This is a genomic window from Flavobacterium franklandianum (assembly GCF_007097365.1).
In the GTDB taxonomy this organism is placed as follows: domain Bacteria; phylum Bacteroidota; class Bacteroidia; order Flavobacteriales; family Flavobacteriaceae; genus Flavobacterium; species Flavobacterium franklandianum.
Genome location: NZ_VJZR01000005.1, coordinates 195,738 through 208,803 on the forward strand (window position 1 = coordinate 195,738; position 13,066 = coordinate 208,803).

At 39.6% G+C, this 13,066-nt stretch carries 13 protein-coding genes; 6 read left to right on the plus strand and 7 right to left on the minus strand.

Features of this window, described 5'->3' with window-relative positions; all coding sequences use genetic code 11:
* Positions 1 to 11 precede the first annotated feature (11 nt).
* The 7 genes from pcaF to pcaH all read right to left on the minus strand — a co-directional run bounded on the left by pcaF (position 12) and on the right by pcaH (position 7,678).
* A complete protein-coding gene (gene pcaF, locus FNW17_RS08390) occupies positions 12 to 1,229 on the minus strand; it encodes a 3-oxoadipyl-CoA thiolase (protein ID WP_143389176.1) in 1,218 nt (405 codons plus the stop codon).
* Positions 1,230 to 1,234: 5 nt separating this feature from the next.
* Complete coding sequence (locus FNW17_RS08395; protein WP_143389175.1) at positions 1,235 to 2,581, minus strand: 3-oxoacid CoA-transferase; 1,347 nt, start codon at positions 2,579 to 2,581, stop codon at positions 1,235 to 1,237.
* A 103-nt stretch (positions 2,582 to 2,684) separates the two neighbouring features.
* Positions 2,685 to 3,875, minus strand: a complete 1,191-nt coding sequence (locus FNW17_RS08400; RefSeq protein ID WP_185965282.1) for a 4-hydroxybenzoate 3-monooxygenase — start codon at positions 3,873 to 3,875, stop codon at positions 2,685 to 2,687.
* A 90-nt stretch (positions 3,876 to 3,965) separates the two neighbouring features.
* Positions 3,966 to 5,084, minus strand: a complete 1,119-nt coding sequence (gene pcaDC, locus FNW17_RS08405; protein WP_144071419.1) for a bifunctional 3-oxoadipate enol-lactonase/4-carboxymuconolactone decarboxylase PcaDC — start codon at positions 5,082 to 5,084, stop codon at positions 3,966 to 3,968.
* A 1-nt stretch (position 5,085) separates the two neighbouring features.
* A complete protein-coding gene (gene pcaB / locus FNW17_RS08410; RefSeq protein ID WP_143389173.1) occupies positions 5,086 to 6,396 on the minus strand; it encodes a 3-carboxy-cis,cis-muconate cycloisomerase in 1,311 nt (436 codons plus the stop codon).
* A 33-nt stretch (positions 6,397 to 6,429) separates the two neighbouring features.
* Positions 6,430 to 6,966 carry a protocatechuate 3,4-dioxygenase subunit alpha gene (pcaG, locus tag FNW17_RS08415; RefSeq protein WP_143389172.1) on the minus strand — a complete coding sequence of 179 codons (537 nt, stop codon included), beginning with the start codon at positions 6,964 to 6,966 and terminating at the stop codon, positions 6,430 to 6,432.
* A 4-nt stretch (positions 6,967 to 6,970) separates the two neighbouring features.
* Positions 6,971 to 7,678 carry a protocatechuate 3,4-dioxygenase subunit beta gene (gene pcaH / locus FNW17_RS08420; RefSeq protein WP_143389171.1) on the minus strand — a complete coding sequence of 236 codons (708 nt, stop codon included), beginning with the start codon at positions 7,676 to 7,678 and terminating at the stop codon, positions 6,971 to 6,973.
* A gap of 154 nt (positions 7,679 to 7,832) precedes the next feature.
* On the opposite strand from pcaH, the gene FNW17_RS08425 reads away from it, so the two are divergent.
* The 6 genes from FNW17_RS08425 (at position 7,833) to FNW17_RS08450 (ending at position 13,026) form a co-directional block, all read left to right on the plus strand.
* Complete coding sequence (locus FNW17_RS08425; RefSeq protein WP_143389170.1) at positions 7,833 to 8,726, plus strand: helix-turn-helix domain-containing protein; 894 nt, start codon at positions 7,833 to 7,835, stop codon at positions 8,724 to 8,726.
* A gap of 225 nt (positions 8,727 to 8,951) precedes the next feature.
* Complete coding sequence (locus tag FNW17_RS08430; protein WP_126563198.1) at positions 8,952 to 9,272, plus strand: antibiotic biosynthesis monooxygenase family protein; 321 nt, start codon at positions 8,952 to 8,954, stop codon at positions 9,270 to 9,272.
* Entirely contained in the window at positions 9,256 to 10,536 is a 1,281-nt protein-coding gene (gene hisD / locus FNW17_RS08435) for a histidinol dehydrogenase (protein ID WP_143389169.1), read from the plus strand. Before FNW17_RS08430 ends, hisD begins: the two co-directional genes overlap by 17 nt.
* A gap of 10 nt (positions 10,537 to 10,546) precedes the next feature.
* Positions 10,547 to 11,287 (plus strand): SDR family NAD(P)-dependent oxidoreductase, encoded by a 741-nt coding sequence (locus FNW17_RS08440; RefSeq protein ID WP_143389168.1) that lies wholly within the window; start codon positions 10,547 to 10,549, stop codon positions 11,285 to 11,287.
* 37 nt (positions 11,288 to 11,324) lie between these two features.
* Positions 11,325 to 12,080 carry a cyclase family protein gene (locus tag FNW17_RS08445; RefSeq protein ID WP_143389167.1) on the plus strand — a complete coding sequence of 252 codons (756 nt, stop codon included), beginning with the start codon at positions 11,325 to 11,327 and terminating at the stop codon, positions 12,078 to 12,080.
* 37 nt (positions 12,081 to 12,117) lie between these two features.
* Positions 12,118 to 13,026, plus strand: coding sequence for a helix-turn-helix domain-containing protein (locus FNW17_RS08450; protein WP_126563210.1), 909 nt, complete (start codon positions 12,118 to 12,120; stop codon positions 13,024 to 13,026).
* The last annotated feature ends 40 nt before the right edge of the window (positions 13,027 to 13,066 follow it).

Here is a 13,066-nt window from a genome sequence, read left to right on the forward strand (position 1 = left end):
TCTTTTAATAACTATTTTACATTCACATTTTCGATAATCACGGCATAACCCATCCCTACGCCAATGCACATCGCACACAAGGCGAATCTTTTGTTTTGTTTTTGAAGTTCGATGGCAGCGGTTTGAATCAAGCGAGTTCCTGACATTCCAAGCGGGTGTCCCAGTGCAATGGCGCCTCCATTTGGATTGACTCTTGCATCATTATCATTAAGTCCTAAAGCCCTGGTACAGGCTAATGCTTGCGCGGCAAAGGCTTCATTCAATTCTATAATGTCAATATCATCTAATGTCAAACCTGCTTTTTGAAGTGCTTTTTGGGTAGCGCCTACAGGTCCAATTCCCATTATTCTAGGTTCTACACCCACTATTGCCGAAGAAACAATTCTGGCTAATGGTTTCAGATTGTATTGTTTTATCGCTTTTTCAGAAGCTAAAAATAATGCGGCTGAACCGTCATTAAGACCCGCTGCATTACCCGCCGTTACACTTCCTGAATCTTTCTTGAAAGCGGCTCTTAAAGTCGCCAGTTTTTCGAGAGTTGTATTTCCCTTTATGAATTCATCTTTAGAAAACACAGTAACAATTCCCTTTTTATCTGTCAGTTCCACTGCAATTATTTCTTCGTCAAATCGTCCATCATATTGCGCTTTGAATGCTTTTTGTTGGGAATTATAGGCAAATAAATCTTGGTCTTCCCGACTTATATGATACATTTCAACCAAATTTTCGGCAGTAATTCCCATTGCATCCGTGCCATACATCGCTTCCATTTTGGGGTTTACAAAACGCCATCCAAAACTGGAATCAAACATCTTGGCATCATTCCCAAAAGGTTTTGAAGTCTTTGAAATCACCCATGGACTTCTGGTCATGTGTTCCATTCCACCAGCAATCATAATATCGGCATCGCCTACTTGAATACTTCTGGAAGCATCAATAACGGCAGACATTCCCGAAGCGCAAAGACGATTGACCGTTTGAGCCGGAACCGTATAAGGCAATCCTGCCAATAAAGTAGCCATTCGAGCCACATTTCTATTGTCTTCCCCAGCCTGATTGTGGTTTCCCAAAATTACCTCGTCGATTTTTTCCACGGGAATGTTCGGGTTTCTTTTTACCAACTCCCTAATGGTCAATGCCGCCAAATCATCGGCTCTAACAGTGGACAAACTGCCTCCAAAACTCCCGACTGGGGTTCGGATGGCATCTATGATATAGGATTGATTCATAATTTCTAGTTTAATTTTTCAATAAAATGAGCACTCGTTTTGGCTCGTACTTCTTCCAAAGAACTGCCCGGCATAATTTCAATCAAGGTTAATTTTCCATCGATAAAGGAGAAAACAGCCAAGTCGGTAATAACCAAATCGACAACATCAGATGCTGTCAAAGGCAAAACGCATTGAGGTACCATTTTCGAAGAACCGTCTGGATTAGAATGTGTCATCGTGATAATCAATCGTTTGGCTCCTTTGGCCAAATCCATGGCGCCACCCACGCCCAACAACGGTTTTCCAGGAACTGCCCAATTGGCCAAATTGGCAAATTCATCCACTTCCAATCCACCCATTATGGCGGTATCGACATGTCCTCCACGAATCATCGCAAAGGAATCGGCACTGTCAAAATAACTGCTTCCGTTGAGTGCCGTTACCGGAATTTTACCTGCATTTACAGGATAATCCATCGCACCACCACCATCAGTTGGAACAGGACCAACGCCCAACATTCCGTTTTCGGTATGCAAGATAATTCCGTGTTCGTCGGTTATTAGATCGGCTACCAAGGTTGGAATTCCGATTCCCAAATTGACCACGTCTCCTTTTTTCAATTCTGCCAAAGCCCGTTTGGCCATATTCATTCGGCTTTCATCTACCTTTTTTGAAGTCGATACCGAAGCTGAACTTCCCAAATCTTCCAGCGTAATTTTAGCTTCGACCAAATAATCGACAAAGCAACCTTGGGTATGTACAAATTCAGGGGCGATTTCGCCAACGGGAACAATTTCTTCCACTTCGGCAATCACCAAATCGGCGGCCGTGGCCATGGCTTTGTTGAAATTATTTTCGGTCATTCGGTATTGCAAATTTCCGGCTGTATCGGCTCTCCAAGCTCGAATGAAGGCTACATTTCCACGAATTCCCTTGATGAATACTTGCTCTTCTCCATCGATGATTTTTGTCTCTCTTCCTTCGGCAATCAATGTTCCCGCCGAGGTTGGGGTATAAAAACCTCCTATTCCCGCACCACCAGCCCGAATCGCTTCGGCAAGAGTTCCTTGCGGCAAAAGTTCATATTCTACTTGTCCCGTTTGTGCCGCTTTTACGGCATCTGGATTGGAAGTAAAAAACGAACCAATCATTTTTTTGAGCTGACCGTTTCTCAATAAACGTCCGCCTCCAAGACCTGCCTCTCCGGTATTATTGCCAATAAAGGTCAAGTTTTTTGTGCCGATTTCTGCTAATGCGTGCATCAAGTGAACCGGATTACCCGTCATGCCGAAACCGCCTTGTAGCAAGGTATCACCGTCTTTGACCATTTTGGCGGCGGTATGTAAATCTATTATAGGAACTTGTTTCATTTATTTTGTGTGATTTTTAATAGACTAAATATTAATCCTCACCCCCAGCCCCTCTCCAAAGGAGAGGGGAGCCGTTGGTAAATAGTTATATTTGTGTTTGAAATTATTCAAATGCTTCAAAAGGCAATCCTACGTAATTCTCTGCTATCGTCGTGGCATAAGACTTTGAACGTTTAATGTAATCGAATTTTGCTTTTTGTAACTGGTATCCAAAAGAACCGTGTTCGTCTTGTTTGTGAAACAAAGTCGTCATAAAATTAGAGAAATCCTGCGCCCTCCAAATGCGTTTTAAAGCTGTTTCTGAATAGGAGTCCAAAGCTGCAGTTGAGCCTTTTTTGTAAAACTCGGTCAATCCATCAACCAAATGTTTGACGTCGGCAACGGCCAAGTTCAATCCTTTTCCACCTGTTGGAGGCACAATATGGGCGGCATCACCTGCCAAAAACAAGCGACCACATTGCATGTTATCGATAAAATAACTGCGCATTGGCGTGATACTTTTTTCGAAAATAGGCCCACGTTTCAGTTCCCAACCGGGAGTTGCCAATCGTATTGACAATTCATCCCAAATTCTTTCGTCAGACCAATTGGCGACTGTATCGTCATTTTCACATTGCACGTACAAACGACTCACTTTTTCGGAACGAGAGCTGCTCAAAGCAAAACCCCGTTCGTGATACGCATAAATCAATTCATCGGACGAAGGGGCAACATTTGCCAAAATACCCAACCAGCTAAACGGATAGGTTACCGTAAATTCATTGTAAGACCCTTTTGGCATCGTCTTGCGACCCAGGCCGTGAAAACCATCGCAAGCCGCCACGAAATCGCATTCCAAAACAGCCGCTTCTCCTTCATATTCAAAATGAATGCTCGGATGATCGGTATCAAAATCGGCAATTTTAGTGGCTGTAGCTTCAAAAAACAACTGACCACCTCCCGCCAACCAGGCATCGGTAAGGTCTTTCGCAACTTCTTGTTGTCCATAAATCGTGATATTTCGACCGTTTGTAAGTTCTCCAAAAGGCACTCGAATACGCTCGCCATCAAAACTTAAATGAACCCCGTGGTGCTCTTTTCCTTCTTTTTTGAGTCTGTCAGCTAGACCCAAGTTGTTTAAAATATCAACGGTGTTTTGTTCCAGTAATCCAGCTCGCACCCGTGATTCGCTATATTCTCTACTGCGGTGTTCAATTATCACCGACGAAATTCCTTGTTTTCGTAACCAATTTGCTAGTGTTAATCCTGCAGGTCCCGCACCAACAATTCCGACTTGTGTTTTCAATTTTTTCATATATGTTAATGTTATTTGTCAGCGGTCATATATGGTATCGCCTCTTTTTTATTGGTGTTTGCATACGCAAACGGCTTGTTAATGGCGATTTCACAATTCATTCAAGATTTCTTCTGCAGAATGTAAGGCTTCGTTTGCTGCAGGTAAACCGCAATACAAGGCAGAATGCATAATTATTTCTTTTATTTCTTCGGCCTTCAATCCATTGTTAACGGCGGCACGAACGTGCATTTTAAATTCGTCTTTTCTATTCAAAGCAATCAACATTGCCAGTGTAATACAACTTCTGGTGGGTTTGTCCAATCCTGGTCGTGTCCAAATTTCGCCCCAAGCATAATTGGAAATGAAATTTTGAAAATCGCCAGTAAAGGCATTGATTTTCTCAGTCGCTTTGTCCACATGAGCATTTCCCAAAACCGTTCTTCTCACGTGCATTCCTCTTTCAAAAGTGCTTTCGCCAACTATAAAATGAATGAGTATTTCAGCATATAATTCCGGTAATTCCGTGCTAGACAAATGACGAGCAGGAAGTATTTTCAATTGGGCGTTTAGAATGTTTTTCAGTAATTCTTCGGCTTGCGCAACATTGGTAACAACGTCTTCGTTTCCGGTAATAATCAATGTTTCTGCACTGATTTTATGTAAATCTGCCCTGAAATCAGCATCTCTCACTGCGGCACAACAATTGGCATAGCCCAGCACATTATTTTTAACAAAAACAGCTTTAATTTCGGAAATTTTATTTGGGTTATTTTTTCTGAAATCATCGGTAAACCAACGCTCCATTGTACCTTCAACAATAGCTTGCATTCCGTCTTTATTGACAGCATTGATTCGGTCGTTCCAATGTTCGAAAGTTCCAATTTTCGCATCGGTATTGCTGATGATTAATTTTAAAATCCTATTTGGATGATAAATTCCCAGCCATTGCCCGATTAATCCTCCCATTGAAAGCCCACAGAAATAAACCTTTTTAATGTTCAATTGATTTAACAAATCAATGATGTCATTACCTAATATATCAATCGTATAGGGACTTTCGGCAACTTCACTTCCGCCGTGTCCACGAGTGTCGTATTGCAATACTCGAAAGTAGGGCAGCAAAAAAGGAATCAATTCCTCCCACATCCCCATATCAGCTCCCAAAGAATTGGAAAAAACCAAAACCGGACTGTTGGGCGTTCCCGTTATTTTATAATTTATTTTCATTTTACTGGTATTTTTTTACCACTTGGTCGATTAATTCGAGACTCAATCCAATGGCATTTTCAGGATTAAATAATGCATCCAAATCGTCCAATTCAAGATTCATTTCGAGAACTACTTCCTTTAAGTGTTTCTTCTCATCAATAGCTTGTTTACACGCATTTTCAATCCATTCGTGTGCTTCTGACTTCCCTATTTTTGGGGCTAGAGCCAAAGCAATATTTTCGGCATAAATGAGTCCTTTGGTCAATTCCAGATTTTCCATCATTCGGTTTTCGTCCACTTCCAATCCTTCGACTAAGGCAATACTTTTTTCCAAAGAACCTGCCGTCAATTGCATAATTTCTACCAAAACCTCCCATTCCGAATGCCATAAACCCACCGAGCGTTCGTGTTCTTGGGGCATTGCCGAAAGTATCGTGGCAACCAAATTTGGCAACCGATTTGCATTCGCCAATATCGCCGCGCAAGTCACTGGATTCCTTTTGTGGGGCATCGTGCTCGATCTGCCTTTTCCTTCAGCAGCTCCTTCAAAAACTTCTCCAATTTCGGTTTGCATCAATAGCGAAACATCTTTGGCTATTTTTCCTAAACTCCCACTCAAAATTCCTAAAACACTGGCTATTTCAGCCAAATTATCTCGGTGCGAATGCCAAGTAAACGAAGGTTTCAACCCTAATAAACGAGCCATTTCTTCTTGGATTTCAATTGAAATATTGGCATTTCCATTTCCAACCGCTCCGCCTAATTGAATAACCAAAACACGTTGTTTAACCTCTTCCAAACGTTGCTTGCTTCTGGAAATTGCCTCTAACCAACCCGCAGTTTTGAATCCGAAAGTCGTAGGTTTTGCTTGTTGCAAAAGCGTTCGCCCAATCATGATGGTTTGACGGTACTTTAGGGTTAGTGCCACCAATTGTTGTTCGAAAAAAGTGATTTTTGCATCCAGCCAAACAATATATTCCTGAATTTGCAAAACCATTGCCGTGTCGACTACATCTTGGCTCGTTGCGCCCAAGTGAATGTATTTTGCCGCTTCCGAATCTTGGTTTTTTACTGTTTGTGTCAGCTTTTTGACCAAAGGAATCGCAGCATTTCCACCAAGGGAAATAGCTTTCTTCAATTTTTCGACATGAATATCCCCAATCCTGCAATGGGTTTTAATGGTTTCGGCAACAGCTTTAGAAAATAATCCTTTATTGGCTTGAGCTTCTGCCAATGCAGCTTCTACACGCAACATTTGTGCTATGGATTCCGAATCAGAAAACAGCGCATCTATTTCTTTAGCGTAAAATAATTGGGTGTATAAACTCATAACTATTGATTTTTGATTCGTATAAAACAACTATTAAACAGCGAAGAAAACCGTTTCGTTTTCGCCTTGCATATAAATATTAAACTCGTAACATCCTGCCTTTTTTTGGGCAATAATGGTGTTTCTTCTTTCAGCTGGAATGGCATTTAAAACTGTATCTTGAGCATTTAACACTTCTTCGTCCGAGAAATAAACTCGGGTGTAGGAATGAATCAATTGCCCACGCATAAAAACAATAAGGGTAACAAATGGAGCTTGATTCTCAACCGATTTTGGCTTGATGGTTTGAAAAACAAAATGATTTTCAGCATCCGTTCCAGTACCAAATCTGCCAAAAAATCTATTATGTCCATCATTTTGCCACAGCTCAATCATCGCATCCGAAATGGGATTGTTTTCTCCATCGAAAATTTTCCCTTTGATGGTAATGTAATCAGAATTTGAATCTAAAATAGTTATTTTATTAGTAATCAAACTTTTAAAATCGTACAAATATTGCTCCGAAGTGAGTCCATATCCAAAATAAGGACCAACGGTTTGTGATGGTGTTTGTGTTTTAGTAGTATTCATAGTTTTATCTATTTTCAAATGGAGTGGCATTGTGACCTCTTAATACAATATCAAAACGATAGCCTAAAGCAAAATCGGGTTCGGTGAGGTTCAAATCAAATTTCGAAATCAACAATTCGCGTCCTTTGGCTTTCACGGCTTGATAAATAGGATCGTATTCCAACAAAGGATCGCCAGGAAAATACATTTGGGTAATTAATCGGCTAGAGATTTCGTTTCCAAATAACGAAAAATGAATGTGATTCGGACGCCAAGCATTGTGATGATTTCCCCAAGGATAAGCTCCGGGTTTGATGGTATAAAATCGATAATTCCCTTCAGAATCCGTCATACAACGTCCTGTTCCCAAGAAATTAGGATCCAAAGGCGCATCGTGTTGATCGACTTTATGCACATACCGACCCGCAGCATTGGCCTGCCAGATTTCAATAAGGGTATGTGGCATAGGCTGTCCTTTTTCATTCACCACTTTGCCGTGAACCACGATACGCTCTCCTATTGGTTCGCCATTTTTTATGGCATTTTTGGTTAAATCATTATCTAAAATACCCAAATTAAAATCCTCAAAAAGTGGTCCCGTTTTTTCTGTCAAAGATTTTTTCAAAAGAAGCAACGGCTTGCTTGGCGCTCGCAAAATGGTGGATGTATAGGCTAGATACAAATGCGAAGGCTGTACTTCAATATCGAAAGAGTTCTCCATTAAATCACTCATATATACAGTGTTATTAGTTATCAAAATCTATAAAACAAATGTATTTCAAGAAGTAATCGGAATTTTGCACAATTTCTGTTAATTCTTGTACAAAAGAAACATTTTGTATTTTTAATTCTAAAAAAATATGTACTATTGTAATTCTAATTGGACTATGAAAAAAAATCTTCTCAACTATAAAGGACTTTACGGCGACAATAATCAACGTGATTTTGGTGATTTTGTGCACCACGAATTATTGGCGACCCGAAGCAAATTATACGACTGGGAAATCAACGAACATTTACACACAGATTTGTTCCAAATATTTATGATTTCTTCTGGAGAAGGCGTCTTGATTCAAGATACTAAAAAGATTAGTTTGAAAGCACCTTGTATTCTTTTAATTCCGACAAATACTTTCCACGGCTTTGAATTTCAATCAGATGTGACTGGAGAAGTATTTACGATTTCGGAACAATTTATCGAAACTATCTTCAAAAACACACCTCTTATCTTATTGGAATTAAACAAAGCCAAACAATACAGTTTTGACTCAAACAACTTCAATTTAAATGATTTTATCTATCTTAAAAATAAGATCATTCAAGCCATTTCCGAAAACAATCGGTACAAACAAATTAGTCTTCAATCCCTATTTCAATTATTCTTTATTGGACTGCATCATTTGGACAACGCTGTTGAAGACCAAAAAGAGACTTCAAACAACAGAACACTGGGTTATTTTCACGCTTTTCAAAAACTGATAAAAAGAACATTACCTGAATCAAAACTCATCAAAGAGTATGCCCAAGAACTGCGAATCACACCCGTTCATTTGAACCGTGTTTGCCATACATTGGTACAAAAAACGGCCTTGCAAGTCGTACACGAATACGGCATTACCGAAGCTAAAAAGTACCTGCTTTATTCCTCCTATTCCATCTCTGAAATTTCTTATTTACTGCATTTCAAAGACCCTGCTTATTTCTCTCGATTGTTCAAAAAGCAAACCGGTCAATCTCCCAATGCTTTTAGAAGCAACAACAGCCCAGAAAACAGAAATTAGTCTATTTCTTACCACTATTTATCGAAATTGAATACTCAATCGTTTTAAAATTAAGTTAAAATGATAAAAATGATTGATTTTGATTATTTCTAGCGTTTTATTGATTCTTAACCTATCCTTCTTTTTAAGAATTTTGTAAAAAACATTTTGATTAATTATTGATTGTATAAAAATAGCGCAATTAAATTAACTAATAAATTTATTTTAACTCTATACACTAAAGATATGATTTTAGAAATCGCCACTTTTGACATCAAAGAGAACGCACAAACCGCTTTTATGGAAGCCTTTCAGGAAGCCCAATTAGTGGTTTCAAAAGCCAAAGGTTTTGTTGGATTGGAATGCCAACATTGCATCGAAATACCCACCAAATTTGTGGTATTAATTCACTGGGAAACATTGGAAGACCACACCATCGGCTTCCGAGAATCGCCATTATTTACACAATGGAGAGCCCTTTTGTCTCCACATTTCCAAAATCCACCTGTAGCAGAACATTTTCAAACCATCAATAAAACAGAATTCACAAATGAAAAGAGTAATTAAAGAAGGAATCGCTTTATTTGAAGCCGAATCTAACGACAAAAAAGTCAGAGAAATAGTTGAAAACGTATTGGACGAAGTGAAAAATGGTGGCGATGCCGCAGTTCGATCCCTTTCCGAAAAATTTGATAAATGGTCTCCTGCCAGTTTTCTACTTTCAAAAGAAACTATCGAAGAAATCATCAGTAATGTTCCAGAACAAGTTTTGGAGGACATTCGGTTTGCACAAACACAGGTTCGAAATTTTGCACAACATCAAAAAGACTCGATGCACGACATTGAAGTTGAAACACTTCCGGGTGTTTTTCTGGGTCATAAAAATGTACCCGTAAACAGCGTAGGCTGCTACATTCCAGGAGGTCGCTATCCAATGGTTGCATCGGCGCACATGAGCGTGCTTACGGCAAAAGTAGCCGGAGTAAAACGCGTTATTGCCTGCACACCTCCTATCAAAGGACAAATTCCTGCTGCCACTGTAGCTGCAATGTATATGGCAGGTGCCGATGAAATTTATTTATTGGGAGGCATACAAGCTATTGCTGCCATGGGAATCGGAACCGAAACTATTGAATCTGTAGACATGATCGTAGGTCCAGGAAACTCTTATGTAGCCGAAGCCAAAAGACAATTATTTGGAAAAATAGGGATTGATTTGTTAGCCGGCCCAACAGAAACCTTGGTTATCGCAGACGAAACTTCCGATGCCGAAATTTGTGCCGTAGATTTATTGGGACAAGCAGAACATGGCCCAACATCTCCTTCTATCCTGTTGACTAATTCTGAAAAATTGGCTTATGAAACCTTGGCGGAAGTAGAAAGACAATTAAAGACCTTACCAACTGCCGATGTGGCTAGTATTTCTTGGAGAGATTACGGACAAATAATTTTGGTGGACACCATTGACGAAATGGTTGCTGAAGCCGACCGAATTGCAAGCGAACACGTTCAGGTAATGACCGCCGATCCGAGATATTTCTTAAAACATATGACCAATTTTGGTGCTTTATTTTTAGGAAAATATACGAATGTGGCTTATGGCGACAAAGTAATTGGAACCAATCACACTTTGCCAACAAAGCACGGAGCAAAATATACTGGTGGATTATGGGTAGGAAAATTTATGAAAACTTGTTCGTATCAAGAAATAAGAACTCCTGAAGCCAGTGCTATGATTGGTGAATATTGTTCCCGTTTGTGTGCCATAGAAAACTTTTGGGGACACAAAGAACAAGCCGACATCAGAGTAAGAAGATACAAAAACAATTAAATAAAACAGGATGCGCAAAACAGTTTTGGTTACGGGTGGTTCAGGCGAAATAGGCTCTGCAATTTGCACAAAATTTGCAGAAAACGGTTATGATGTAATTATCAGTTACAACTCCAATGCTGAAAGAGCCGAAGCATTTTTGGCTACTTTACCTATTGGAAATCATGCTGTTTTTCACGCTCCAACAACCGATTCGGAAAAAATAAAAGCGTTCCGGGAATTCGTCGAAGAACACTATGGCAAATTGGATGTTCTGGTAAACAATGCCGGAATTACCACGCCAGTTCCCCATAACGATTTGGATGGATTGACCGACGAATGGATTGACCGAATCATGCAAACTAATTTCAGGGGCTCTTTTGCCATGGCGAGAGCGTTCAACGATTTGTTGCAAAAATCGACAGAACCCACGGGACTGATTGTAAATATTTCCTCGATTGCGGGAATTTTTGGCATCGGTAGCAATGTGGCGTATTGCGCTTCAAAGGCCGCCTTGGATTCGATGACGCGTTCATTGGCCAGAGCTTTGGCTCCGAAAACAAGAGTGGTTTCGGTTTCTCCGGGATTTGTGGAAGGAGAATATACCAAAACAATGAAACCCGATTTTCTGCAAAATCAAAAAGATCACACTCCATTGAAACGATTTGCTTTGGGAGAAGATGTTGCCAATGCCGTTTTTTCCGCGGCCACCCTACTGACGTTTTCCACAGGAACCATCATCACCGTGGACGGGGGACGACTTTTGAGATGAAAATTAATTAAAAATTACGAATTAAAAATTGAAAATTATGAAAATAATCGACCTTTCAGTAACCATATCTGAAGAAATTAAGGAGCCGCTACCAACCAAAATAGTCTATGAAGACCACAAAGAAGGAGCAAAAAAAATGGGCGGTAAACTTTTTGAAGGATTAACAGATGTCTTCATCGAAGGCAATGGCCCTGCAGGAGAATTTCTTTCGGTGACGAGCCACTGTGGAACCCACGTTGACGCTCCGTATCATTATTACCCAACTTGCGAGGGAAAACCCTCCCGCACCATTGACGAAATGCCATTGGATTGGTTTTTTCACGACGGTGTTGTTTTGGATTTTACCGATAAACCGGACGGTTACATGTTCGAACCAGAAGATTTAATCGAAAAATTGGCTGCCATAAACTACACTTTAAAACCTTACGACATCGTGCTCATTCGTTGTGATGCCGACAAACGCATTCACGACGCTGATTTTGTCCGCATTCATGTTGGCGCTTCCGCAAAAGCAACGCATTGGCTGATTGACCAAGGCATAAAAGTAATGGGAACCGACGGTTGGGGCTGGGACATTCCCTTGCACATTCAGGCGGAAGATTTTAGAAACAATCCCCGTCCGGGAATTATCTGGCAAGCCCATTATGTTGGCATTGAAAAAGAATATTGCCAAATCGAGAAATTGGCTAATTTAGAAGCCCTGCCTCCATTTGGTTTTAAAGTGGCTTGTTTTCCTGCAAAAATAAAAGGAGCCAGTGCGGGTTGGACAAGAGCGGTAGCGATAATTGAATAATTTTTTTTGTAAGTTTATAAAAATATATAAAAATAGCATGACTACTAAAGAGTACATCCCAACGCTGATAGCTTCTGAAATGAATAATTTTCATTCTCATACCACAACTTGGAGACCCTTTATGTCTAGTCAGGTTCATCAAGAATATCACATCAATCGATTGGAAGATATCTCTAATAAATCCAGTTTTCAGGTTTTACCCCATCGTAAAACAGTACATGATTTTATACTTTTAAAAAAAGGAATTTCAAAAAGAAGCAAAGGACTAAACAAATATGAGTTTGGTCCTTCTTCTATCTTTTTTTTACCTGCCCATCAAATTACCCAACACGAAATGATTAGCGATGACGCCGAAGGTTTTTATCTTCATTTCGATGAAAAAATATTCGATTATTTACCTAAAAATTACCTTAGCGAACAATTCCCCTTCTTTCAATTTCAGTCGAATCCCGTGATTCAGATGTCTGAAAGCACATTAAACAACATAGAGTCTATTTTGAATAGATTACTAGAATTGTACAAAGAAGAAAACCCAGCCAATAAAAACCTCGTTTCTTATAATTTATTGGTGATTTTTGAAGCCCTAAAAAAAGAAATTCCGCTTCAAAACAAGAAAACAAAAAACTCTTTTTTTGAAATTACCGAACGTTATAAAAACGCCTTAGGACAACACATCTACAAATACCAAAACATTTCAGATTACGCGAAAATACTGAACATTACACCTAATTATCTGAATAAATGTGTCAAAACATGTACCGATAAAACTGCCCAAGATTTACTGAAAGAAATGCTGGTTTTAGAAGCCAAAACCCTACTAAAATATTCAGACTTACATATCTCCGAAATCGCCATAAAACTCTGCGATCAAAATCCGAGCAACTTCGCTCGCTTTTTCAAAAAACAAACTGGTCAAACACCAATGGAATATCTACAAATGTGTTGATTTTGAATAGTAGTAGCCTTTTTTTGATTCACAAAATTGA